At 61.2% G+C, this 22,439-nt stretch carries 21 protein-coding genes; 8 read left to right on the forward strand and 13 right to left on the reverse strand.

Features of this window, described 5'->3' with window-relative positions:
* Nucleotides 1-2: 2 nt before the first annotated feature.
* From AC3ITA_RS27810 to ppx, 4 genes are all read left to right on the forward strand, one after another.
* Nucleotides 3-671 (forward strand): amino acid ABC transporter permease, encoded by a 669-nt coding sequence (locus AC3ITA_RS27810; RefSeq protein ID WP_095945540.1) that lies wholly within the window; start codon nt 3-5, stop codon nt 669-671.
* The gene (locus AC3ITA_RS27815; RefSeq protein ID WP_095945539.1) at nt 668-1,318 is read left to right on the forward strand and encodes an amino acid ABC transporter permease; all 651 of its coding nucleotides are present in this window, start codon (nt 668-670) and stop codon (nt 1,316-1,318) included. The genes AC3ITA_RS27810 and AC3ITA_RS27815 overlap by 4 nt, the downstream gene beginning before the upstream one ends.
* Entirely contained in the window at nt 1,305-2,042 is a 738-nt protein-coding gene (locus AC3ITA_RS27820) for an amino acid ABC transporter ATP-binding protein (protein WP_489278934.1), read from the forward strand. The genes AC3ITA_RS27815 and AC3ITA_RS27820 overlap by 14 nt, the downstream gene beginning before the upstream one ends.
* 126 nt (nt 2,043-2,168) lie before the next feature.
* Nucleotides 2,169-3,671, forward strand: coding sequence for an exopolyphosphatase (ppx, locus tag AC3ITA_RS27825; RefSeq protein WP_095945537.1), 1,503 nt, complete (start codon nt 2,169-2,171; stop codon nt 3,669-3,671).
* Between the two features lie 155 nt (nt 3,672-3,826).
* Here ppx and ppk1 read toward each other — a convergent pair whose 3' ends face one another.
* Nucleotides 3,827-6,055: a polyphosphate kinase 1 gene (ppk1, locus tag AC3ITA_RS27830; protein WP_150671974.1), complete on the reverse strand. Its 2,229-nt coding sequence runs from the start codon at nt 6,053-6,055 to the stop codon at nt 3,827-3,829.
* Between the two features lie 18 nt (nt 6,056-6,073).
* Nucleotides 6,074-7,087 carry a porphobilinogen synthase gene (gene hemB, locus AC3ITA_RS27835; RefSeq protein WP_414929697.1) on the reverse strand — a complete coding sequence of 338 codons (1,014 nt, stop codon included), beginning with the start codon at nt 7,085-7,087 and terminating at the stop codon, nt 6,074-6,076.
* 205 nt (nt 7,088-7,292) lie between these two features.
* Between hemB and AC3ITA_RS27840 the strand changes: the two genes are divergently transcribed.
* Entirely contained in the window at nt 7,293-7,925 is a 633-nt protein-coding gene (locus tag AC3ITA_RS27840; RefSeq protein WP_095945534.1) for a DedA family protein, read from the forward strand.
* Here the strand turns inward: AC3ITA_RS27840 and AC3ITA_RS27845 are convergent.
* A complete protein-coding gene (locus tag AC3ITA_RS27845) occupies nt 7,906-9,141 on the reverse strand; it encodes a sterol desaturase family protein (protein ID WP_095945533.1) in 1,236 nt (411 codons plus the stop codon). The genes AC3ITA_RS27840 and AC3ITA_RS27845 overlap by 20 nt on opposite strands.
* Before the next feature lie 115 nt (nt 9,142-9,256).
* On the opposite strand from AC3ITA_RS27845, the gene elbB reads away from it, so the two are divergent.
* Nucleotides 9,257-9,925, forward strand: coding sequence for an isoprenoid biosynthesis glyoxalase ElbB (elbB, locus tag AC3ITA_RS27850; protein WP_095945532.1), 669 nt, complete (start codon nt 9,257-9,259; stop codon nt 9,923-9,925).
* 108 nt (nt 9,926-10,033) lie between these two features.
* On the opposite strand, the gene AC3ITA_RS27855 is transcribed toward elbB, so the two are convergent.
* The 5 genes from AC3ITA_RS27855 to AC3ITA_RS27875 form a co-directional block, all read right to left on the reverse strand.
* Nucleotides 10,034-10,489 (reverse strand): YaiI/YqxD family protein, encoded by a 456-nt coding sequence (locus AC3ITA_RS27855; protein ID WP_489278938.1) that lies wholly within the window; start codon nt 10,487-10,489, stop codon nt 10,034-10,036.
* Between the two features lie 91 nt (nt 10,490-10,580).
* Complete coding sequence (locus tag AC3ITA_RS27860) at nt 10,581-12,479, reverse strand: FTR1 family protein (RefSeq protein WP_489278940.1); 1,899 nt, start codon at nt 12,477-12,479, stop codon at nt 10,581-10,583.
* 157 nt (nt 12,480-12,636) lie between these two features.
* The gene (gene rhtB / locus AC3ITA_RS27865) at nt 12,637-13,269 is read right to left on the reverse strand and encodes a homoserine/homoserine lactone efflux protein (RefSeq protein ID WP_489278942.1); all 633 of its coding nucleotides are present in this window, start codon (nt 13,267-13,269) and stop codon (nt 12,637-12,639) included.
* Nucleotides 13,270-13,494: 225 nt separating this feature from the next.
* A complete protein-coding gene (locus AC3ITA_RS27870) occupies nt 13,495-14,076 on the reverse strand; it encodes a mechanosensitive ion channel family protein (RefSeq protein WP_008048654.1) in 582 nt (193 codons plus the stop codon).
* Entirely contained in the window at nt 14,076-15,986 is a 1,911-nt protein-coding gene (locus AC3ITA_RS27875; RefSeq protein ID WP_095946292.1) for an ATP-binding cassette domain-containing protein, read from the reverse strand. Before AC3ITA_RS27875 ends, AC3ITA_RS27870 begins: the two co-directional genes overlap by 1 nt.
* Nucleotides 15,987-16,036: 50 nt before the next feature.
* Here AC3ITA_RS27875 and AC3ITA_RS27880 point away from each other — a divergent pair, with 50 nt between their 5' ends.
* A complete protein-coding gene (locus AC3ITA_RS27880) occupies nt 16,037-16,501 on the forward strand; it encodes a TIGR02444 family protein (protein WP_489278944.1) in 465 nt (154 codons plus the stop codon).
* On the opposite strand, the gene AC3ITA_RS27885 is transcribed toward AC3ITA_RS27880, so the two are convergent.
* On the reverse strand, nt 16,498-17,664 hold the full coding sequence (locus AC3ITA_RS27885) for an AlgP family protein (RefSeq protein WP_489278946.1): 1,167 nt from the start codon (nt 17,662-17,664) through the stop codon (nt 16,498-16,500). The two genes, AC3ITA_RS27880 and AC3ITA_RS27885, sit on opposite strands and share 4 nt — an antisense overlap.
* Nucleotides 17,665-17,856: 192 nt before the next feature.
* On the opposite strand from AC3ITA_RS27885, the gene AC3ITA_RS27890 reads away from it, so the two are divergent.
* Nucleotides 17,857-18,522, forward strand: a complete 666-nt coding sequence (locus tag AC3ITA_RS27890) for an FKBP-type peptidyl-prolyl cis-trans isomerase (protein WP_095946288.1) — start codon at nt 17,857-17,859, stop codon at nt 18,520-18,522.
* A 60-nt stretch (nt 18,523-18,582) separates the two neighbouring features.
* Here AC3ITA_RS27890 and rsd read toward each other — a convergent pair whose 3' ends face one another.
* The 4 genes from rsd to AC3ITA_RS27910 all read right to left on the reverse strand — a co-directional run bounded on the left by rsd (nt 18,583) and on the right by AC3ITA_RS27910 (nt 22,433).
* Nucleotides 18,583-19,041 (reverse strand): sigma D regulator, encoded by a 459-nt coding sequence (gene rsd / locus AC3ITA_RS27895; RefSeq protein WP_095946287.1) that lies wholly within the window; start codon nt 19,039-19,041, stop codon nt 18,583-18,585.
* A 178-nt stretch (nt 19,042-19,219) separates the two neighbouring features.
* Nucleotides 19,220-19,771 (reverse strand): disulfide bond formation protein B, encoded by a 552-nt coding sequence (locus AC3ITA_RS27900; RefSeq protein ID WP_489278949.1) that lies wholly within the window; start codon nt 19,769-19,771, stop codon nt 19,220-19,222.
* Between the two features lie 263 nt (nt 19,772-20,034).
* Nucleotides 20,035-21,273, reverse strand: a complete 1,239-nt coding sequence (locus tag AC3ITA_RS27905) for a heme biosynthesis protein HemY (RefSeq protein WP_489278951.1) — start codon at nt 21,271-21,273, stop codon at nt 20,035-20,037.
* On the reverse strand, nt 21,270-22,433 hold the full coding sequence (locus tag AC3ITA_RS27910; RefSeq protein ID WP_489278953.1) for a uroporphyrinogen-III C-methyltransferase: 1,164 nt from the start codon (nt 22,431-22,433) through the stop codon (nt 21,270-21,272). The genes AC3ITA_RS27905 and AC3ITA_RS27910 overlap by 4 nt, the downstream gene beginning before the upstream one ends.
* Nucleotides 22,434-22,439: the final 6 nt, after the last annotated feature.

The raw sequence follows: 22,439 nt of genomic DNA on the forward strand, positions 1-22,439 counted from the left end.
TTATGGCTTATCAGTTCGATTTCCTGCCGGTGGTGAACAACACCGACCTGTTGCTGCGCGGTGCGCTGTTCACCCTTGAGCTGACCGCCATCGGCGCTTTGCTCGGCGTGGGGCTGGGCATCGTCGGGGCGTTGGTGCGGGCGTGGAACATCCGGCCTTTCGCGGGGATTTTCGCGGTCTACGTCGAGTTGATCCGCAACACGCCATTCCTGGTGCAGTTGTTTTTCATCTTCTTCGGCTTGCCGTCCCTGGGCGTGCAGATTTCCGAATGGCAGGCGGCGGTGCTGGCAATGGTCATCAACCTCGGCGCTTATTCCACCGAGATCATCCGCGCCGGCATCCAGGCGATTCCCCGGGGTCAGCTGGAAGCCGCCGCGGCACTGGCGATGACACGCTTCGAAGCGTTCCGTCATGTGGTGCTGCTGCCGGCACTGGGCAAAGTCTGGCCGGCGCTGAGCAGCCAGATCATCATCGTCATGCTCGGCTCGGCAGTCTGCTCGCAGATCGCCACCGAAGAGCTGAGCTTCGCCGCCAACTTCATTCAATCGCGCAACTTCCGCGCCTTTGAAACCTACGCACTCACCACGCTGCTGTACCTGTGCATGGCGCTACTGATCCGCCAGCTATTGAACTGGATCGGCCACCGCTTCATTGCAAGGAGCAGCCGATGAGCGACTTCACCTTCTGGGACATCGTGCGCAACCTGCTCATGGGTCTGCAATGGACGCTGGCGCTGTCGCTGGTGGCGTTCATTGGCGGCGGGCTGATCGGCTTGTTGATCATGATCATGCGCATCTCGAAAAAATCCCTGCCGCGCAGTTTCGCCCGCACTTACATCGAACTGTTCCAGGGCACACCGCTATTGATGCAGTTGTTCCTGGTGTTTTTCGGCGTCGCGCTGGCCGGGATAGAGATTTCGCCGTGGATGGCGGCGGCGATTGCACTGACGTTGTTCACCAGCGCTTATCTGGCGGAGATCTGGCGCGGTTGCGTCGATTCGATTCCAAACGGCCAATGGGAAGCCTCATCGAGCCTGGCGCTGACCCCGCTGGAACAATTGCGCCATGTGATCCTGCCTCAGGCGTTGCGCATCGCCGTGGCGCCGACCGTGGGGTTTTCGGTGCAAGTGGTCAAAGGCACTGCCGTCACCTCGATCATCGGCTTCACCGAGCTGACCAAGACCGGCGGCATGCTCGCCAACGCCACCTTCGAACCGTTCATGGTCTACGGCCTCGTCGCCCTCGGCTACTTCCTGCTCTGCTACCCCTTGTCGCTCAGTGCGCGCTATCTGGAAAGGAGACTGCATGCCTCTGCTTAGAATTTCCGCCCTGCATAAATACTACGGCGATCACCATGTGCTCAAAGGCATCGACCTGAGCATCGAGGAAGGCCAGGTGGTGGCGATCATCGGCCGCAGCGGCTCGGGCAAGTCCACCCTGCTGCGCACCCTCAACGGCCTGGAATCGATCAACGACGGCGTGATCGAAGTCGACGGCGAGTACCTCGACGCCGCCCGCGCCGACCTGCGCAGCCTGCGGCAGAAAGTCGGCATGGTGTTCCAGCAGTTCAACCTGTTCCCGCACCTGACCGTCGGCGAGAACGTCATGCTCGCGCCGCAAGTGGTGCAGAAAGTACCGAAAGCCAAGGCCGCCGAACTGGCGCGGCAGATGCTGGAAAGGGTCGGACTGGGGGAAAAGTTCGATGCTTTCCCGGATCGCTTGTCCGGCGGGCAGCAACAGCGTGTAGCGATTGCCCGGGCACTGGCGATGTCGCCGAAGGTTTTGCTCTGCGACGAAATTACCTCGGCGCTGGACCCGGAACTGGTCAATGAAGTGCTGAGCGTGGTCCGGCAACTGGCCAGGGAAGGCATGACACTGATCATGGTCACCCACGAAATGCGGTTCGCCCGGGAGGTTGGGGATAAGTTGGTGTTCATGCACATGGGCAAGGTGCATGAGATGGGCGACCCGAAAGTGTTGTTTGCCAATCCGCAGACGGCGGAGCTGGCGAACTTCATTGGGACGGTTGAGGCGGCGGGCTGACAGATCTTCGGTGTCTGGAAGGCCGCCATCGCGAGCATGCACTGGATCAAGGCTTTGAACACTGCGCGTTGGCGCCAGCCTTTGATCGTGGCACGATGTCGAGGTTATCGACCGAGACCCCTGACCATGCCGCAATCCAAAGCCAAGAATCTGTCCCTGATCGCAGCAATCGACCTGGGCTCCAACAGCTTTCACATGGTCGTGGCCAAAGCCCAGAACGGCGAGATCCGTATTCTCGAGCGTCTCGGGGAGAAGGTTCAGCTGGCCGCCGGCATCGACGAAGAGCGCCATCTCAGCGAAGAATCGATGCAGCGCGGGCTCGATTGCCTCAAGCGCTTCGCCCAACTGATCAGCGGTATGCCTACCGGCGCCGTTCGCATCGTCGGCACCAACGCCTTGCGTGAAGCCCGCAACCGCGCCGAATTCATCCATCGCGCCGAAGAAATCCTCGGCCACCCGGTGGAAGTCATTTCCGGCCGTGAAGAAGCGCGCCTGATCTATCTCGGCGTGTCCCACACCCTCGCCGATACCCCGGGCAAACGCCTGGTGGCCGACATCGGTGGCGGCAGTACCGAATTCATCATTGGCCAGCGCTTCGAACCGCTGCTGCGCGAAAGCCTGCAAATGGGCTGCGTCAGCTACACCCAACGCTATTTCAAGGACGGCAAGATCACCCCGGCCCGTTACGCTCAGGCGTACACCGCGGCGCGGCTGGAGATCATGAGCATCGAGCACGCCCTGCACCGCCTGACCTGGGATGAAGCCATCGGCTCCTCGGGCACCATCCGCGCCATCGGTCTGGCGCTGAAGGCTGGCGGTCATGGTACCGGCGAGGTCAACGCCGAAGGCCTGGCCTGGCTCAAGCGCAAACTGATCAAGATGGGCGACGTCGAGAAAATCGATTTCGAAGGTATCAAACCGGATCGCCGGGCGATCTTCCCGGCGGGCCTGGCGATCCTCGAAGCAATCTTCGACTCCCTCGAACTGCAACGCATGGATCACTGCGAAGGTGCCCTGCGCGAAGGTGTGCTTTATGACCTGCTGGGCCGCCATCATCACGAAGACGTGCGCGAACGCACCCTCACTTCGCTGATGGAGCGCTACCACGTCGATCAGGAACAGGCGGTACGGGTCGAGCGCAAGGCACTGCATGCGTTCGATCAGGTGGCCGAGGACTGGGATCTGGAAGACGGCGTCTGGCGCGAACTGCTCGGCTGGGCAGCCAAGGTCCATGAGGTGGGCCTGGACATCGCTCACTACCAGTACCACAAGCACGGCGCCTACCTGATCGAGCACTCGGACCTCGCCGGGTTCTCCCGCGAAGACCAGTTGATGCTCGCGCTGCTGGTACGCGGCCACCGACGCAACATTCCCAAGGACAAGTTCGCCGATTTCGGCGATGACGGCATCAAGCTGATTCGCCTGTGCGTGCTGCTGCGCTTTGCGATCCTGTTCCACCACATCCGTGGCACCCAGCAAATGCCTCAGGTGGAACTGAACGCCCATGGCAACAGCCTGGAAGTGGTGTTCCCGGAAAACTGGCTGGACGAAAACCAGCTGACCCAGGCCGACTTCGAAATCGAAGCGCAATGGCTGACCCGGGTCGATATCGTGTTGAGCGCTCGCTAATCCCCCTGTAGGAGCGAGCTTGCTCGCGATGGAGGCTAACGATAACGCGTGTTATCTGGATACGCGTTGCCCTCACGTTTTTCGCGAGCAAGCTCGCTCCTACAGCAAAAAGGGCGATCCACATGGATCGCCCTTTTTTCACCCGCTGACTCCCGTTACCGCACAGCCAGAATCGGACTACCCAAACGCTCCAGCAACGTCGCCTGGGCGCTGCGCGGGTTCTGGTTGCCGGTCGGTGTGTTACGGATGTAACGGCCGTCCGACTGCAGGCTCCAGCTGTGGGTGTTATCGGTCAGATACAACTCCAGCTCTTTCTTGACCCGCATGATCAGCTTCTTGCCTTCCACCGGGAAGCAAGTCTCAACGCGCTTGTCGAGGTTGCGTTCCATCCAGTCGGCACTGGACAGGAACATCTGCTCATCGCCACCGTTGAGGAAGTAGAAGACCCGGGTGTGTTCCAGGAAGCGGCCGATGATCGAGCGCACGTGGATGTTGTGGGAAACCCCGGCGATGCCCGGCCGCAGGCAGCACATGCCACGCACCACCAGATCGATGCGCACGCCTGACTGGCTGGCCTTGTACAGCGCGCGGATGATCTTCGGATCGGTCAGCGAGTTGAACTTGGCAATGATGTGCGCCGGTTTGCCGTCGAGGGCGAACTGGGTCTCCCGGGCAATCATGTCGAGCATGCCCTTCTTCAGGGTGAACGGCGCGTGCAGCAGTTTCTTCATGCGCAGCGTCTTACCCATGCCGATCAACTGGCTGAACAGTTTGCCGACGTCTTCGCACAAGGCGTCGTCGGAGGTCAGCAGGCTGTAGTCGGTATACAGGCGGGCGTTGCCGGCGTGGTAGTTACCCGTACCGAGGTGCGCGTAACGCACGATTTCACCCGCTTCGCGCCGTAAAATAAGCATCATCTTGGCGTGGGTCTTGAAGCCGACCACACCGTAGATCACCACCGCACCGGCCGCTTGCAGACGGCTGGCCAGCTGCAGGTTGGACTCTTCGTCGAACCGCGCGCGCAATTCGATAACCGCCGTGACTTCTTTGCCGTTACGCGCCGCATCCACCAGCGCATCGACGATTTCCGAGTTGGCGCCGGAGCGGTACAGGGTCTGGCGCACCGCCAGCACGTGCGGGTCCTTGGCGGCCTGGCGCAGCAGGTCGACCACCGGGGTAAACGACTCGAACGGGTGCAGCAGCAGGATGTCCTGCTTGCTGACCACGCTGAAAATGTTCTCGCTGTTCTGCAGCAGTTTCGGAATCTGCGGGGTGAACGGCAGGTATTGCAGCTCGCGCTGACTGTCCAGGCCGGTGATGCTGAATAGCCGCGTCAGGTTCACCGGACCGTTGACCTGATACAACTCCGACTCACTCAGGTTGAATTGCTTGAGCAGGTAGTCAGACAGGTGTTTCGGGCACGTGTCGGCCACTTCCAGACGCACCGCATCGCCGTAGCGACGGGAGAACAGCTCGCCGCGCAAGGCGCGGGCCAGGTCTTCGACGTCTTCGGAGTCCAGCGCCAGGTCGGCGTTACGGGTCAGGCGGAACTGGTAGCAACCCTTGACCTTCATACCCTGGAACAGGTCATCGGCGTGGGCGTGAATCATCGACGACAGGAATACATAGTTGTCGCCAGCGCCGCCGACTTCCTCCGGCACCTTGATGATGCGCGGCAGCAGGCGTGGCGCCGGGATGATCGCCAGACCGGAATCGCGACCAAAGGCGTCGACGCCTTCGAGCTCGACGATGAAGTTCAGGCTCTTGTTCACCAGCAACGGGAACGGGTGAGTCGGGTCGAGGCCGATCGGGGTGATGATCGGTGCGATCTCGTCACGGAAATAGCGGCGGACCCAGGTCTTGAGCTTGGTCGTCCAGTTACGGCGACGGATGAAGCGGACCTGATGCTTTTCCAGTTCCGGCAACAGAATATCGTTGAGGATCGCGTACTGGCGATCGACGTGACCGTGGACCAGCTCGCTGATGCGTGCAAGGGCCTGATGCGGTTGCAGACCATCGGCACCGGCCTGTTCACGGGCAAAGGTGATCTGCTTCTTGAGGCCGGCGACGCGAATTTCGAAGAACTCGTCCAGGTTGCTGGAGAAGATCAACAGAAACTTCAGCCGCTCCAGCAATGGATAGGACTCGTCCAGCGCCTGCTCCAGCACGCGGATGTTGAACTGCAGTTGCGAGAGCTCGCGGTGGATGTACAGGCTGCTGTCATCCAGGCCGGGAATGGCCAGCACCGGCGCTGGCGCTGTCACGGCGGTTTCGACGACCGCCGCGGGCGGAGCTGGCTCCAGCACCGGCGGGGTCTCGTCGACTTGCTCCACCACAGGTTGAGCGTCTTTTACGGCAACTTCAGTGAGTACTTCGGTATTCATCGAATGTTCCTGGGAGGGCTATTTTTGCTCTCGTAACAATTGAGCGGCACGAACGGCAAAGTACGTCAGGATGCCATCAGCCCCTGCACGTTTGAAAGCAGTCAGGGACTCGAGGATAACCCCTTCGCTCAACCAGCCATTCTGGATCGCCGCCATGTGCATGGCGTATTCGCCGCTGACTTGATAAACAAACGTCGGCACTTTGAATTCTTCTTTTACCCGGCACAGGATGTCCAGGTACGGCATGCCCGGCTTGACCATGACCATGTCTGCACCTTCTGACAAGTCCGCGGCCACTTCGTGCAGCGCTTCGTTGCTGTTGGCCGGGTCCATCTGATAGGAGGCCTTGTTGGCCTTGCCCAGGTTCAGCGCCGAACCGACCGCATCGCGGAACGGACCGTAATAGGCACTGGCGTACTTGGCCGAGTAGGCCATGATCCGCACGTTGACGTGACCGGCCACTTCGAGGGCTTCGCGGATCGCCTGGATGCGACCGTCCATCATGTCCGATGGGGCCACGACCTGAGCGCCGGCTTCGGCGTGGGACAGGGCTTGCCGGACCAGTGCGTCGACGGTGATGTCGTTCTGCACGTAGCCTTCTTCATCCAGGATGCCGTCCTGGCCATGGGTGGTGAACGGGTCCAGGGCGACGTCGGTGATCACCCCCAGCTCAGGGAATCGCACACGCAACGCACGGGTCGCGCGTTGGGCGATGCCTTCGGGGTTCCACGCTTCGGCGGCGTCCAGCGACTTGAGTTCCGAGGGCGTCACCGGGAACAGTGCCAGCGCCGGAATCCCCAGCTCGACCCACTTGGCCGCTTCCTCCAGCAACAGGTCGATGGTCAGGCGTTCGACGCCCGGCATCGAAGCCACCGCTTCGCGACGGTTTTCACCATCCAGCACGAACACCGGCAGGATCAGATCATCGACGGTCAGGACGTTTTCCCGCACCAGACGACGCGAGAAGTCGTCACGGCGATTACGGCGCAGGCGGGTTGCTGGGAACAAACGGTTGGCGGGGGTAAAGCTCACGGCAGACTCCTGAGCCCGCAGACGTGCGAGCGTGACAGTTATAAGCGGCCATTATGACGAACGCGTGATAGTTATGTGCACGCTGCGACAGGTAGCCGCATTCCATTGTCGTTGTAGGAAATGTTCACGTCGAGACACATTTGGACACTTTCCTGAATGTGTCCGAAGGGTTAGGCTGCGCGTTCATTTCGCCAGCACCCAGACAATGCTCCAACAATTTCTGCATGACTTCGGCTACTTTGCCCTTTTTCTAGGCACGTTCTTCGAAGGCGAAACCATCCTGGTGCTCGCGGGCTTCCTCGCGTTCCGTGGATACATGGACATCAACCTGGTAGTGGTCGTGGCCTTCTTCGGCAGTTATGCCGGCGACCAACTGTGGTATTTCCTGGGACGCAAGCACGGCCGCAAACTGCTGGCGCGCAAACCCCGCTGGCAGATGATGGGCGACCGGGCGCTGGAACACATTCGCAAGCACCCGGACATCTGGGTACTGAGTTTTCGCTTCGTCTACGGTTTGCGCACGGTCATGCCGGTGGCCATCGGGCTGTCGGGCTATCCGCCGGGCCGTTACCTGCTGCTCAACGGGATTGGCGCGGCGATCTGGGCCGCTGCCCTCGCTGCTGCCGCTTACCATTTCGGCGCGGTGCTCGAAGGTATGCTCGGCAGTGTGAAGAAGTATGAACTCTGGGTGCTTGGCGCGCTGCTGGTCCTGGGCTTCGTGCTGTGGCTGCGTCGGCGCTTCAAGAATGCCCGCCTGGCCAGGCAGGTCTACGCCGACGAACAAGCCCTGAAAGCTGCGCGGACCAACACTGAAGGTCCTACGACGCCAGCCGAGTGATGCGGTTCCTGCAACAGTAGAGACCGACGCCGCTCAACAGGCTGTAACTGAACAGGCCGACCCAGCCCACGACGCTGGCCGGCCACAGCCCCACCATCGGGGCCAGCCATGCCAATGGCAGGTTCGACGCCAGCCGCACCAGCTCCAGCTTCAACGCCCACGGGCGATTCTCCAGGGCCACGCCCAGTACAAACAGACCGAACGCCACCGTCCCCCAGCCCAACACCAGGGCGGCGACTGGCAGCTTCGCTTCAAGATTCATCAAGTAACTGCCCAGCGCAATATAGACGCAGAACTGCAAGAAGACGTAGAGCTGCTGACGCCCGTCCAGCGCCACCTCGAATTTGCGAAACTGGCTCAGGTCCGGCTTGTTCATCGGGTATCTGGCCGCCACGTCAGCCGGGCGCCAGCCGGTGCGCATGAACCAGATCCGCAGCTTGTCCCAGGTGCTTTCGGTACGCCACGCGTCTGCCCACAACTGCGCGTAGAACTGCACGTTCGCCCACACGGGGTTCCAGCTCGCCAGCGGTGTGGTCACGCCGAAGACCACCGGCTCGTTGTCGTCTTCTTCCTGGAACGAGCCGAACAGGCGGTCCCAAATAATGAACACGCCGCCGTAGTTGCGATCCATGTAGAGAGCGTTCTGCGCATGGTGAGCCCGATGATTGGACGGCGTGACAAAGAACCATTCGAACCAGCCAAGCTTGGGAATGTGCCGCGTGTGCACCCAGAACTGGTACAGCAGGTTCAGCGCCGCGACGCTGACGAATACCGGCAGCGGCACGCCGGACACCGCCATCGGCAGATAGAAGATCCAGCTCAACAGGAATCCGGTACTGGTCTGGCGCAACGCCGTGGACAGGTTGTAGTCCTCGCTCTGGTGATGCACCGAATGGGCGGCCCAGAGGATGTTGCGCTCGTGGCCCATGCGATGCAGCCAGTAGTAGCAGAAATCGTAGAAGACAAAGGCAAACACCCAGGTCCAGACGCTGTCGGCCGACAGCTCGAACAGCGCCAGGTGCTTGAGGGCAAAGGCGTAGATCACCAGCCCCACACCCTTGGTCAACAGACCCGTGGTGGTCGACAGCACGCCGGTGCTGATGCTGTTGATCGCGTCCGCCACCCGATAATTGCTTACCCCGCGCCAACGGTCGGCCAGCAACTCGAAGACGATCAGCACAAAGAAAAACGGCACCGCATACAGAATGAAGTCCATGACGCGCCCTGATCGGAATCTTGAGGACAGATGCTATGTGCAGCCGTGAATTAACCCTATGGCAACGCAGGACAAATTAGTGGACATTTAACGCCATGAATCTGGAGAAAAGCCCATGAGCAAAAAAGTTGCAGTGATCCTTTCCGGTTGTGGCGTGTACGACGGCGCCGAGCTCCACGAGAGCGTCATCACCCTGCTGCGCCTGGACCAGCGCGGTGCCCAAGTGCAGTGTTTTGCACCAGACATCGCGCAGTTGCATGTGATCAACCACCTGACCGGCGAAGAAATGCCCGAATCGCGCAACGTGCTGGTGGAGTCGGCGCGGATTGCCCGGGGCAACATCAAGGATATCCGTGACGCGAACGTCGATGAGTTCGATGCGCTGATCGTGCCCGGCGGCTTCGGCTCGGCCAAGAACCTGTCCAGCTTCGCCATCGAAGGCGCCGGTTGCACCGTTCAACCGGATGTCCTGGCACTGACCGAAGCCTTTGCCGAGGCCGGCAAACCGGTGGGGTTGATGTGCATCTCCCCTGCCCTGGCGGCAAAGATCTACGGCCCGGGCGTCACCTGCACCATTGGCAACGATACCGACACGGCTGCCGCGATGAACAAGATGGGCGCGACCCATACCGATTGCGCGGTCACTGAGATCGTCGAGGACAAGGCACGCAAACTGGTGAGCACCCCGGCCTACATGCTGGCGCAATCGATCAGTGAAGCGGCGTCAGGCATCAATAAACTGGTCGACCGCGTGCTCGAACTGACCCACGAAAACGACGCCTGACACGGTTCAGGACTGTAGGAGCGAGCTTGCTCGCGAAAGACGTTAGAGCGCCGCGTTCATCCAGCCAACACTCGTCATCGTTAACGTCCATCGCGAGCAAGCTCGCTCCTACAGTTTTCGGGTAAGCCTGGTCAATATCCGGTCCAGCGCATTGGCGAACGCCTGCTTCTCACGGTCGCCAAACGGCGCCGGTCCACCGCCCATTTGCCCCTGTTCGCGCAAGTCAGTGAACAGGTTGCGAACCGCCAGCCGCTCACCCATGTTCTGCGCATCGAACTCCTTGCCCCGTGGGTCGAGCGCTGCCACGCCCTTCTTCACCAGGCGATCGGCCAGCGGCACATCGCTGCAGATCACCAGCTCACCAGGCACCGCGTGCTCCACCAGGTAGTCATCGGCCGCATCCGGGCCGCTCGGCACCACGATCAGCTTGACCAGTGCCAGCCCCGGCTTGATCTGCGGCTGCCCGGCCACCAGCACCACTTCGAACTGGCGCTTGAGGGCGAACTTCACCACCAGATCCTTGGCAGCCCGCGGACAGGCGTCGGCATCGATCCACACACGCATTGGTTTTTCCTCAACCATAGAATCTCCCACAGGTTATACCCAATCCTGTGGGAGCGAGCCTGCTCGCGAATATGAGCGAAGCGAATGCCGTTTAAGAAACCTGCACCCGCTGCCTCTCAACCACCCGGCTACGACCGTACAACACGACAATCGCAATGATCGCCACAGCCTGGGCGCTCAACGAATACGCATCGGCATGGATCCCCAACCATTCAAAGTCAAAGAACGGCACCGGCCGCGTGCCGAAAATCCCGGCTTCCTGCAGCGCTTTCACGCCATGCCCGGCAAACACCACCGACAAGGCGCACAAAAGACCGGCATTGATGCTGAAGAACAGCGCCAGCGGCAACTTCGCCGAACCGCGCAAAATCACCCAGGCCAGGCCGACCAGCAGCACAAGTGCCGTGGCCCCACCGGCTAGCACGGCGTTGTGCCCCGCGGGGCCTGCCTGCAACCACAGGGTTTCGTAGAACAGAATCACTTCGAACAATTCGCGATACACCGAGAAGAACGCCAGGGTCGCAAAACCGAAGCGCCCGCCGCCGCCCACCAGGCTGGTCTTGATGTAGTCCTGCCAGGCCGCCGCGTGACGACGATCGTGCATCCACACACCCAGCCACAGCACCATGACGCTGGCGAACAACGCCGTCGCGCCTTCCAGCAATTCGCGTTGTGAACCGCTGACGTCAATCACATAGGCTGCCAGCGCCCAAGTGCCCAGCCCCGCCACAAACGCCAGGCCCCAGCCGAGGTTAACGCTGCGCACCGCCGCCTGTTGATCTGTGTTTCGCAGGAAAGCGAGGATCGCCGCCAGCACCAGAATCGCTTCCAGACCTTCGCGCAGCAGAATCAGCAGGCCGGAAATGTAACTCAGCGACCAGCTCAAACCCTCGTTGCCCAACAGACCCGCCGATGCCTTCAACTTGTCCTTGGCCACGTCCAGGCGCTGCTCGACCTCGCTCACCGGCAGGCCGTCCTGCAACGACTGACGGTAGGCCATCAGGGATTTTTCAGTGTCTTTGCGCACGTTGGCGTCGATGTTGTCCAGCGAGCTCTCAACCAGTTCGAAGCCCTCCAGATACGCTGCTACCGATAAGTCGTAAGCCTGATCATGTTCACCCGAACGATACGCCGCGATGCTCTTGTCCAGAGTGGCCGCGGTGTAGTCGAGCAGTTGCGCCGGGCCACGCTTGACCTGCGGCGGTTGCGCCCGCTGGGCACGGAAGGTCGCGGCGGCTTGCGGGCCTTCGACGGCCTGTATTTCGGCCGGGGTCTGACGAGCCAGATCGGCGATGTTGTAGGTCTTTTCAGCCTTGCCCGTCGCCGGGTCAACACTGAAGCTGGCGATATAGGTGGCCAGGTCCCAACGCTGACGATCATCCAGTTGATCGGCAAAGGCCGGCATGTCGGTGCCTTCAATGCCCAGGCCCAAGGTGCTGTAGATCGCGTAGAGGCTCAGTCGATCCAGTCGTGTGGTATCACGCAGATTGGAGGGCGCAGGCGTCATGCCGACACCCGCCGGGCCGTCGCCGCCCCCTGTATCGCCATGGCAGACCGAGCAATGCTGAGCGTACAGCGGCGCGCCACGCGCCGGGTCCGGTGTAATCACCGGGGCCTGGCTGACTTCATAGGCCACGGCCAGCTTCGCACTCAGTTGCCGAGCCTGGCGAGTGACCCCGGTACCCTCCTGACGGGCACCGATGGAATTTCCCAGCGCAGCCAGGCTTTGCTCCAGCGCGGCTTTTTCCGGCTTGGCCGGCATGGCTGCAATCAGACTCCCCAGCGTCTTGAGCGATTCTTGCTGCGCGCGAAATCCGGCCTGGTCCGTGATGCTGCCCGCCTGCACCGTGTCCGGGTAATCCGCGCCGATGTAATCGAGCAAGTGCAGCGCCTGCGGTGCACCTTCGGCGGGGGCGGCCAGCAGTTGAAAGCTGCACGCAGCCAACAGCGGCAGCAACAGCCAGGCCAGGAAACGGGAGGGGGCAATCATGAATGAATCTCAATTGGAAATACGAAGTTACATATTGTTAACGCCAGAGGGGTTTCGCTCAAGCTTTGTTGATACTTCTTCGTAATTGCATCGGATTCCGGAACTGCTCCCCCAACAAAAAAGGCGACCAGGGTCGCCTTTTTTGCCAGTCGCCGTTTTAAACGGCGGCCTTGCGCAACGTCGCCATGAACGCCGCCGCCCCGATGAACAGCCCGGCAAAGGTGCGGTTCATGCGTTTTTGCTGTTTCGGTGTGCGCAACAGACGCAGCACTTTGGACGCCAGACCGGTGTAGCCGGCCATGACGATCAGGTCGACGCAGACCATGGTCACGCCGATTACCAGATACTGAACCAGCAGTGGAGCATGGGGGTCGATGAACTGCGGCAGCACCGCCAGCATGAACACCAGCGCCTTGGGGTTGCTGATGTTCACCAGGAAACCACGGAACACCAGGGACATCGGCTTGCCGATCTGTCGCAGCGCCGCGTCATCGCTCATATCGTTGGGCAGCGCGCGCCATTGTTTGATCGCGAGGTATACCAGATACGCCACGCCAAACCATTTGATGGCGTAGAACGCCGTGGCCGACGCCGTGAGAATGGCGCCGACACCGGCACCGACGATGGCGATCTGCAAGGCCAGGCCCAGTTGCAGGCCTAGGGCGTTCCAGTAGCCGCGCCAGAAGCCGTATTGCAGGCCGCTGGACATCGACGCAATGGCGCCGGCACCGGGGGACAGGCTGATCACCCAGCAGGCGGCAAAAAACGCCAGCCATGTTTGAAGCTCCATTGCACACCTCGACTCAGACTCGTGACAGACGTCTAAGCTAATGCGGCTTTGGCTGGATGACTACCGATTTTTTGTAGGACAGGGCGACTGCTGACTTGAGGCCCCCATCGCGAGCAAGCTCGCTCCCACAGGAAGGTCTCTGCTGCTCACAAGAATTGTGTTCGCTGAAGATCAACTGTGGGAGCGAGCCTGCTCGCGAAAGCAATCTGTCAGGCAACAGAGTCCTTACTTCTCAAACCCGCTGGAAGGAAACACATCCGTCCCGCGCCAGCGCCGCACCGAACGCTGGAAGAACAAACTGTTGGGCACCTGCACCATGGCGCTGCCAGTGCCGAGTTCTTCGGCCTCGATCAGCGTGGTGTAAAGAAGGTTGATCGCCACCACCCTGCCTTTGACGCCGGGTTTGTCGGTGGTGTCCACCAACTCGACCACGTCACCTATGCGAAACGGGCCGACGGTAAAGATCAGGATCGCGCACAGCAGGTTCGAGAGCACGCTCCATATGGCGAAAAACGCCACCGCCGCAACCGCGACGAAACCGGACAACGCGGTCCAGAGCACTGTTGCCGAGACCCCGAGTCGCTCCAGGACGAATATCAACGCACTGCCCATGATCAGCCAGCGCAATCCGCCCCGCAACGGCATCATCAGTTGCGGCGGGAACGGATAACGCTCACCGAGGCGGCTCAGGCCTTTGGCGACGAAGCGCTGGGTGAAGTAGCCGGCGAGCAGGATCAGCAGGATTTGCACGCCAAGCCAGATCGGCTCGGCCCACACCGCAGGCAGCGGGAGTTTGAAGGCATCCATCAGGACAGTGCCTCCAGCTCCGCCTGCATGCCTTCCAGCAACTCCAGGGCTTCCATCCACGCTTCTTCCAGCTCCGCCTCACGCACCTTCAGCCTGGCCTGTTCGGCCAGCAGATCACGCAATTCGTTCTTGCGCGCCGGTTCGTAGATGTCGCTGTCGCCGAGGCTGGTATCGACCTTCGCCAGTTTTTCGTGGAGCTTGCCGAGTTCGGCTTCAAGCTTGTCGGCTTCGCGCTTGTGCGGCGCCAGTTGCTGGCGCAGCGCCGCAGCGGCCTGTCGCTGGGCTTTCTTGTCGGTCTTGTCCGGGTTGACCGGCGTGTTGCTGACCGGGGCGTTGCGCTGGCGATACTCCACCAGCCAACGGGTGTAGTCCTCCAGGTCGCCGTCGAATTCCTCGACCTTGCCGTCCGCCACCAGATAGAAATTGTCGGTGGTGCTTTTGAGCAAGTGCCGATCGTGAGAAACCACCAGTACCGCACCACTGAATTCCTGCAGGGCCATGGTCAGTGCCAGGCGCATTTCCAGGTCCAGATGGTTGGTCGGTTCGTCGAGCAGCAACAGGTTCGGTCGGTCCCAGGCGATCAAGGCCAACGCCAGGCGCGCTTTCTCGCCACCGGAGAAATTCAGCACCGGCTCGTCGATTCGCGCACCACGGAAGTCGAAACCGCCGAGGAAGTCGCGCAGGGTCTGTTCGCGCTCGGTCGGTGCCAGGCGCTGCAAGTGCAGCAACGGGCTGGCCTTGGAGTCCAGAGAATCAAGTTGATGCTGGGCGAAGTAACCGACCACGGTGTTCTCACCACGGGTCAAGCGGCCGGCCAATGGCGAGAGCTCACCGGCAAGGTTCTTGATCAGGGTCGATTTACCGGCACCGTTCGGGCCGAGCAGACCGATTCGCGCACCCGGGGTCAGTTGCAGCTTGACCTTTTCCAGCACGGCTTTGTCGCCGTAACCCAGACGGGCATCGGACAGGTCGATCAGCGGGCTGGAAATCTTCTGCGATTCACGGAAGACAAAGTCGAACGGCGAATCGACGTGGGCAGCGGTCAGCTCCTCCATCCGCTCCAGTGCCTTGATCCGGCTCTGGGCCTGACGGGCCTTGGTGGCCTGGGCCTTGAAGCGGGCGATGTAGCTTTCCATGTGCGCACGTTGCACCTGCTGCTTCTCGTACGCCTGCTGTTGCTGGGCCAGGCGTTCGGCACGGGCGCGCTCGAAGGCGCTGTAGCCACCGCGGTACAGGGTGATCTTGCGCTGATCGACGTGGGCCACGTGGTCGACCACGGCATCGAGGAAATCCCGGTCGTGGGAGATCAGCATCAGGGTGCCGGGATAACTCTTGAGCCACTCTTCGAGCCAGATGATGGCGTCGAGGTCCAAGTGGTTGGTCGGTTCGTCGAGCAGCAGCAGGTCCGATGGACACATCAGGGCCTGCGCCAGGTTCAGACGCATCCGCCAGCCGCCGGAGAAATCCCCGACCTGGCGATCCATCTGCTCGTTGGTGAACCCAAGGCCGGCCAGCAACTTGCGCGCCCGGGCGTCGGCGGTGTAACCGTCGGCGCTGTCGAGCTCGGAGTGCAGACGGGCCTGAGCGGCACCGTCATGGGCCGCTTCGGCGGCCGCCAGGTCGCGTTGCACCTGGCGCAGGCGCAGGTCGCCATCGAGCACGTAGTCGACCGCCAGGCGCTCGAGGGTGTCGACCTCCTGGCGCATATGGGCGATACGCCAGTCGGCCGGCAGGAAGCAATCACCCGAGTCAGGGTGCAGCTCGCCTCGAAGCAAGGCGAACAGGCTCGATTTGCCGGCGCCGTTGGCACCGATGAGGCCGGCTTTCTGGCCGGCGTGCAGGGTCAGCTCGGCGTCTTCTAGCAGACGTTGCGGGCCACGCTGTAAAGTCAGGTTCTGAAGTCGAATCATAATGGCGGCGGAGTCTACCAGCTTCGCTCGCAACTGGCGCGAGTAGCACTATGTCCTCTGACCTGTGGAGCTTTTCCCTGACCACTTACGCCCGTCCGGGTGTTGAGCAGGCTTGCCTGCAATTGCAGTCGGCGGGAGCCAATGTGTGCCTGTTGCTGTGCAGTGCGTGGCTGGGACAACGAGGCGTGGCCTGCGATGAGCAGCGCTTGCAGCAACTACGCAGCATGGCTGTCGCCTGGGACACCGATGTCGTGCGACCGTTACGTGCCTTGCGCACACAGTGGAAAGCCGCGGCCATGGAAGACGCTGAATTGCATACCCTGCGTGAACAGGTGAAGGCACTGGAGCTGGAAGCCGAACGGCATCTGTTGTTGCGGCTGGAGAGAGCGGCGCAGAGTTGGCCGCAAAATGCCGAGACCGATCTATCGGCCTGGCTGGAAGGTGTGGCAGCTGAAGCCGCCCACCTGCACCGCGACGCGCTGCATCAGCTGCGCGTCGCGGTAACCGGCACTTAGGAAGCGCTGGCTGGGGTGGTTACAACACTCGAAGTTGCGGCAGGCGTTGGCGCTGGCGCGGCTGTCGAGGTAGTTGCTGCCGGAGCAGGTGCTGCCGGCGCAGCCGGAGCGGCTGGCTTGGCAACCGGCGCGGTGGCTGGCTTGGCGGCAACCGGCTTTTTCACTGCAGGTTTGGCTGCTGGTTTTGCAGCGGGTTTTGCAGCAGCCGGTTTGGCGGCAACTGGCTTGGCAGCGGCTGGCTTGGCGGCAACGGCTGGTTTCGCTGCAGCTGGTTTTGCGGCTGGTTTGGCAGCAGGTTTTGCTGCCGCTTTTACAGCAGGTTTGGCAGCCGCTTTTACAGCAGGTTTTGCCGCTGGCTTGGCAGCGGGTTTTGCTGCCGATTTCGCAGCGACAGGTTTTGCAGCCGGTTTGGCAGCAGGTTTCGCCGCCGCGGTGCGGGCAGCTGGTTTAGCGGCCGGTTTTGCAGTTGGTTTGGCAGCCGGTTTAGCGGCAGCGGTTTTAGCCACGGCTGGTTTGGCAGCAGCAGCTCTTGCAGCGGCAGGTCGGGCGGCGGCTGGTTTGGCAGCCGTGGTTTTAGCCGCAGGTTTTGCAGCGCTGGCAGCAGCCGGTTTTCTCGCAACCGGTTTGGCAGCAGGTTTGGCTGCGGCAGTTTTAGCGACTGGCTTGGCAGTGGCTGTTTTGGCAGCAGCAGGCTTGGCCGGTGCTTTTGCAGCAGCCGGTTTGGCGGCGGCTTTCTTCGCAGGTGCCGCAGCAGGCTTGGCTGCACGCAGGGACAACGCCTTGCCGACAGCCTCTTGTACACGACCGATGCCCTGGGCCAGTTTCAGGCTTTCCTGAGCATCGCGCTTGAGTTGCAGAATGTAGCCACGGGTTTCCGATTGACGATTCTTGAGGGCATCGAGCAGCTCCTCAAGATCGCTCACCGCGCCCTTGGCCTTGGCTTGTGCCTTGGCTTTTCCGGTCGCCGCGGCGTCCTGCAATTTGGTGCGGGATTTGTGCAGTTTTTCTTGCGCTTTTCCGCGCTGCTTTTCCAGTTTGGCGAGCAGTTTTTCAGCATCAGCCAAGGCTTCGGAACAAGCGGTTTCCAGATGCTCGAGCAGGCTGCCCGAGAGTTGTTGGAGCAAGTGCAACGGAGTGTTTACTGGCTTCTTGGTGGCCGACATGGTTTACCTCCTGGCTGAAGTGCGTGCGGCTCATACTAGACCTCTGCTGCAACCGCCGCTAGGGCATGTTGACACTATCGAAAGCGCTGTGTTGCAAAGGATTGAAAAACTTCTGCATCAGCGCAAAAGCAGTTCACCGCTGTGCGCATTCTCGCTGGCATAATCGCCCGCAATTCAGGTCGGAGAGTGATCATGTCGCGCTACCTTTTTTTATCGCTGTGCGTGTTTTTTTCGGTGGCCCAGGCCGGCGAAACAACGCAGGAAAATGAAGCCCGCGATCTCGCTTACAGCCTGGGTGCAAGCCTTGGCGAACGCTTGCGCCAGGAGGTTCCCGACCTGCAACTCCAGGCACTGGTCGAAGGATTGCAGCAGGCCTATCAGGGCAAACCGCTGGCGCTGAAGGACGAGCAGATCCAACAGATATTGGCCGAGCATGAGGCCCGGATCGCCATGCAGTCAGCCGGGCCGCAAAGCGAAATGGCACTGGAAAAAGAGCAGCGCTTTCTCGCCACGGAGAAAGCCAGACCCGGCGTGCGCGAACTGGCTGATGGCGTGTTGCTGACCGAGTTGACGCCAGGCACTGGCGCCAAGGCCGGACCGAACGGCAAGGTGCAGGTGCTGTACATCGGTCGCTTGCCCGACGGTACGGTGTTCGATCAGAACAGTCAGCCACAATGGTTCAGCCTCGACAGCGTGATCGCCGGATGGCGCAGCGCGCTGCAAAACATGCCGGTCGGGGCGAAATGGCGACTGGTGATTCCATCGGCTCAAGCCTATGGCGCCGACGGTGCCGGTGACGTGATCGCTCCGTTCACTCCGCTGGTATTCGAAGTCGAATTGCGCGGCGCTACCGGCTGACAACACAAATGAAAAACGGCGTGCCTTGGCACGCCGTTTCAGGGTCTTGCAGGAAGCGCTTCAGGCCTGAACCGGATCGGCTTCCTTGTGAGCGGTGTGCAGCACTTCGATCAGGCAATCTTCCAGTTCGAAGCGTTCGTGCAACAGGCCACCCAGTTCCTTGAACTTCTGCGCAACGCATTTGCCTTCGTCGCAAAGGTCATTGAACGCAAGCAGCTTTTCAGTGATGACATCGATGCGCGGGTAGATGGTCTCGGCGAGCTCCAGCCCACGCTTGTCGTTGAAGGCCTTGGCCTCCCCCGTCAGTTGCTCGTAGATCTCGAAATGCCCAGCCGATACATAATCGACCAGCACGCCGCAGAACTCCTGCAAAGGCTTGCGATTCGTGGACAGTGTCTCTGGATCGGCACCGAGCTTGTCGTATGCATCGATCAGCTCTTTGCGCTCCTGCAACCAGCGATCGATCAGCAGGTGCACTCCACCCCAGCGTTCCTGAGCATTCTGACAACTTTCGAGCATGGTGATCTCTCTTCCCTTGTGGGTCAGCTGCTCAATGCCCGTCGCCCTCTTGTTACGTCGGGGGCGATTTCAGGCAGAGCGTCATCGAGCAACATAATTCCAATGACACGTGCGGGCCAGATTATGCCCGCACGACACTGGCTTCAAGGTACGCAGGCGATAAAGTTCATACAAGTGTTTAATCGCCCGCAAGGGCCCGGTGCGACGACTCGCCGCTGAGTGGTCGCTGATAGCGGGTCCAGACCAGTCGCAGCGACTGGTAAACGGCCAGAATCATCATTGCGACAAAGAACAGCAGGCTCCACTCGGTGAGACTCAGATCGAACAGCGTCCAGGAAATTTCCACGCAATCGGCAGCACCCTTCAACATTTGCTGTACGACCGATAGCCACGGCGAATTGGTCAACGGGTCCGCCAGATGCGTCGAGCACGCTGCGACCTGTTCAGCCGGAAGGCTTTGCAGCAGGACTTGTCGCCATGCAGTGACAGTGCCGGCCAGGCTGCAACAAAGATTGAGCAGCCAATACAGAACGTTACCGATGCGACCGGGGCCATGGACCGAAGCTATCAGGCAGACACTGGTAAGGAGCGCCAGGCAAAACCGCTGCACCAGACACAAGCCGCAAGGCCGCAGGCCGACTGCGTATTCCAGGTAATAGGAAACACCCATCGCCAGGGCACCCGCAATGAAAGCCATGAAAAACAAGGAGCGTGAGCAGGCCAAAGACATGGCTTTTCCGTAAAAGTAGTGACAGACCATTACGGTAGAGGAAAGCGCGACGGCCTTTCAAGGCAAGCGCCCACGGAGACTTCAGCACAGGTGTAGGGAAATCCCGACGCAGGCGAGAGGATAAAATGTAGTCCTCTGTAGGACTTTGCCCGCGACGAAATTTTGCGACTGAATTTCAACGATTCATCGCACGGAGGCGAGGGCGATTGCTCTCTCGCCGCAGGTCATCGCTCAGGCGCCGGAGCCCGGCGCAAGCGAATGGTTCAAGCGCGGACCGGCACTGGCAGAGGGGCCGCGAGCAAGCGTTCATCCAACAACCCAAGGCCTTCCTGAAACAGCTGGTTGCTGCGCTCGGCATCGCCCATTTGCGCCAGCAAGCGTGCCAGCTCGGCACAGGCTTCCGGATTGCGCTGTACACGCAGGCTGCTTTCCAGATAGTCCCGGGCCTTGCCCCACAAACTGTTTTGCAGGCATAGACGACCCAGTGTCAGCAGCAGGCCCGGATCAGCCGGATGGTCCTTGAGCCAGCCTTCGGCGGCCTGCAACTGGCGGGCCGGATCATTGCCGCGAACCAGTCCGTAGAGGCGTGCCAGATGACTGTCGTAGCTGCGTTTGAGCGCAGTGCGCAGCACTTCTTCGGCCTCGACCTGCGCCCCCAGTTGCCGCAACTGCTCGGCATACGCCAGCACCAGTTGCGGCTCCTGACGCTGTGCCGAAGTCAATTGTTGCCAGGCACGCTCCAGCGATTGCTGCCCCACCGTTCCGTCTTCTTCCCGTTGCGCCGCCAGGGACAGGTTCGCCCCCCAGGCCCGACGCTCCAGTTCGGCGAGTTCGGCCGCCGGAAGAATTTTGTCCTTGCGCAACTCCGGAAGCAGGCGAATCACCGCCGACCAGTCACCACGCTGCGCAAGCAGGCGCTGCAACTGCCGCAGGGTCTGTGCGTTATGAGGATGGCGTTCACGCATCGCTTGCAGGGTGGCGAGGGCACCTTCGGTATCACCGCGATCGGTCTGCAACTGGGCGTGGCTCAAGGCGATCGCCAACTCGGCCTGAGGCTGACGCTCCAGGGCGCGCTCCAGCAAGTTGTCGCTTTCTTCGTAGTTGCCGAGTTCGTTCGCCGCACGAGCAGCGCCGAGGTAGTAAAGCAACGGTTGCCGCTCGGCTTCGGCAGCCCGATACAAGTGCCGTTGCGCGCTGGCCCAGCGACCCTCGGCCAGGTCCAGTTGACCGTGCTCGATCGCCACTTGCACCCGACGGCTGCGGTTACGTCGTGACCACGGATTGACCACGCCACTGGAAGCCATCACCAGCTCGATCAGCGACTTGATGCCCCAGATCACCAGCCAGAGCACAGCCACCAGCGCCAAGGTAGCCCACAGGCTCGACTCATAGCGGAAGGTCTTGTAGGCAATCAGCACGTAGCCGGAGTGTTCGGCAATCGCCAGCCCCAGCGCAGCGGCAGCGGCGATCACGAGGAACACGATCACATAGAGGCGTCTCATGGCGTGGCCTCCGGCGCGGCATTCGCGGCAGGCCTGGCGAGTGGCTTGACCGAATCCTCGGTGTTGACGTTGCGCCGCTCCAGATACCCCTGCACCGCGCTCAGGGTGCCGGTCATATCCGGCGTGACGACCGTGACGGGTTGCACGCTCAACTCTGCCACCTGCTCAAGCATGACTTTGCTTTGTGCGTTGTCCGGGTTGAAGTTGCCCTTGAGGATGTCCCGCGCTTCGTCCAGCACTTGGGAGTAAACCGCCGCCTGGCCATTGAGTGCGGCCCACTGCGCTTGCTCCAGCGCCAGGCTCAGGGCCAGGCGTACCTGACTCAGGCTCTGGCCGGCCAGCAATGGGCGAACGTTTTTGTCGGCATTGAAATCGATACGGATGTAGCGCGAAATCTGATCCCACCATTGCGCCCAGCGACTGGCACCGTCGCCATCGGCAGTCAGGCCCAGCAACGAATCGCCACGGTCCTTGTACTCCGGTGCCAACTCGGTGAGGCTGGCCACTTGATCGCGCAGCGCGCCCAGACGCAGGAACAGCCCGGTGCGATCCGGTTGTTCGGTGCTGCGCAAGGCGATCAGGGTCTTGGCCACCTGCTCGCGAGCGGCAAAGGAGCCCGGGTCGTTCTGCTCGCGCAGTATCTCGTCGGCACCCTGGACCAGTGCCTGGGCGCTGCTGATGTCCTGCAAGGCGGACAGTCGCAGGCTGGCCAGACGCAGCAGGTGCTCGGCCTCGGCCAGGCGCCAGTCCTTGCGACTGGCGCCGAGTACGGTTTCCAACCGTTGGTTCAACCGCTGCTGATCACCTTGCAGTTGAATCACCAGACGACTGCGTGCCTCCAGTTCATCGGCGGGAGGCAATTGCGCAAGGCGCGCGCTCAGGCGTTCCTCATTGAGCTTGAGGCTTTGCGCCTGGTCATTGAGCGCCTGCACCTGGCTCAGTTGCTGCTGATTATTGGCCTGCAGGTGACGCACCTGCCAGACACCCCAGCCGCCCACCGCTACACCGGCCGCGCCCAACAGCAGCGCGATGATTGCCAGACCATTGCCTCGACGCTGCTCGGCAACGGGTGGTGGTGGCGGCATTTCATCAACAGGAGCATCAACAGGTGCATCGAGCACCCGTCGCGAGTCATCTTTAGGCAAGGCTGTTTCGCTCACGTATCC

The sequence above is a fragment of the Pseudomonas sp. GL_090 genome (genome assembly GCF_057837765.1).

Excerpts from the sequence above, each read along its gene's own strand:
- AC3ITA_RS27810 (WP_095945540.1), top strand. The coding sequence starts at position 3 with ATGGCTTATCAGTTCGATTTCCTGCCGGTGGTGAACAACACCGACCTG.
- AC3ITA_RS27815 (WP_095945539.1), top strand. The coding sequence starts at position 668 with ATGAGCGACTTCACCTTCTGGGACATCGTGCGCAACCTGCTCATGGGT.
- AC3ITA_RS27820 (WP_489278934.1), top strand. The coding sequence starts at position 1,305 with ATGCCTCTGCTTAGAATTTCCGCCCTGCATAAATACTACGGCGATCAC.
- ppx (WP_095945537.1), top strand. The coding sequence starts at position 2,169 with ATGCCGCAATCCAAAGCCAAGAATCTGTCCCTGATCGCAGCAATCGAC.
- ppk1 (WP_150671974.1), bottom strand. The coding sequence starts at position 6,055 with ATGAATACCGAAGTACTCACTGAAGTTGCCGTAAAAGACGCTCAACCT.
- AC3ITA_RS27840 (WP_095945534.1), top strand. The coding sequence starts at position 7,293 with ATGCTCCAACAATTTCTGCATGACTTCGGCTACTTTGCCCTTTTTCTA.
- AC3ITA_RS27845 (WP_095945533.1), bottom strand. The coding sequence starts at position 9,141 with ATGGACTTCATTCTGTATGCGGTGCCGTTTTTCTTTGTGCTGATCGTC.
- elbB (WP_095945532.1), top strand. The coding sequence starts at position 9,257 with ATGAGCAAAAAAGTTGCAGTGATCCTTTCCGGTTGTGGCGTGTACGAC.
- AC3ITA_RS27855 (WP_489278938.1), bottom strand. The coding sequence starts at position 10,489 with ATGCGTGTGTGGATCGATGCCGACGCCTGTCCGCGGGCTGCCAAGGAT.
- AC3ITA_RS27860 (WP_489278940.1), bottom strand. The coding sequence starts at position 12,479 with ATGATTGCCCCCTCCCGTTTCCTGGCCTGGCTGTTGCTGCCGCTGTTG.
- rhtB (WP_489278942.1), bottom strand. The coding sequence starts at position 13,269 with ATGGAGCTTCAAACATGGCTGGCGTTTTTTGCCGCCTGCTGGGTGATC.
- AC3ITA_RS27870 (WP_008048654.1), bottom strand. The coding sequence starts at position 14,076 with ATGGATGCCTTCAAACTCCCGCTGCCTGCGGTGTGGGCCGAGCCGATC.
- AC3ITA_RS27875 (WP_095946292.1), bottom strand. The coding sequence starts at position 15,986 with ATGATTCGACTTCAGAACCTGACTTTACAGCGTGGCCCGCAACGTCTG.
- AC3ITA_RS27880 (WP_489278944.1), top strand. The coding sequence starts at position 16,037 with ATGTCCTCTGACCTGTGGAGCTTTTCCCTGACCACTTACGCCCGTCCG.
- AC3ITA_RS27885 (WP_489278946.1), bottom strand. The coding sequence starts at position 17,664 with ATGTCGGCCACCAAGAAGCCAGTAAACACTCCGTTGCACTTGCTCCAA.
- AC3ITA_RS27890 (WP_095946288.1), top strand. The coding sequence starts at position 17,857 with ATGTCGCGCTACCTTTTTTTATCGCTGTGCGTGTTTTTTTCGGTGGCC.
- rsd (WP_095946287.1), bottom strand. The coding sequence starts at position 19,041 with ATGCTCGAAAGTTGTCAGAATGCTCAGGAACGCTGGGGTGGAGTGCAC.
- AC3ITA_RS27900 (WP_489278949.1), bottom strand. The coding sequence starts at position 19,771 with ATGTCTTTGGCCTGCTCACGCTCCTTGTTTTTCATGGCTTTCATTGCG.
- AC3ITA_RS27905 (WP_489278951.1), bottom strand. The coding sequence starts at position 21,273 with ATGAGACGCCTCTATGTGATCGTGTTCCTCGTGATCGCCGCTGCCGCT.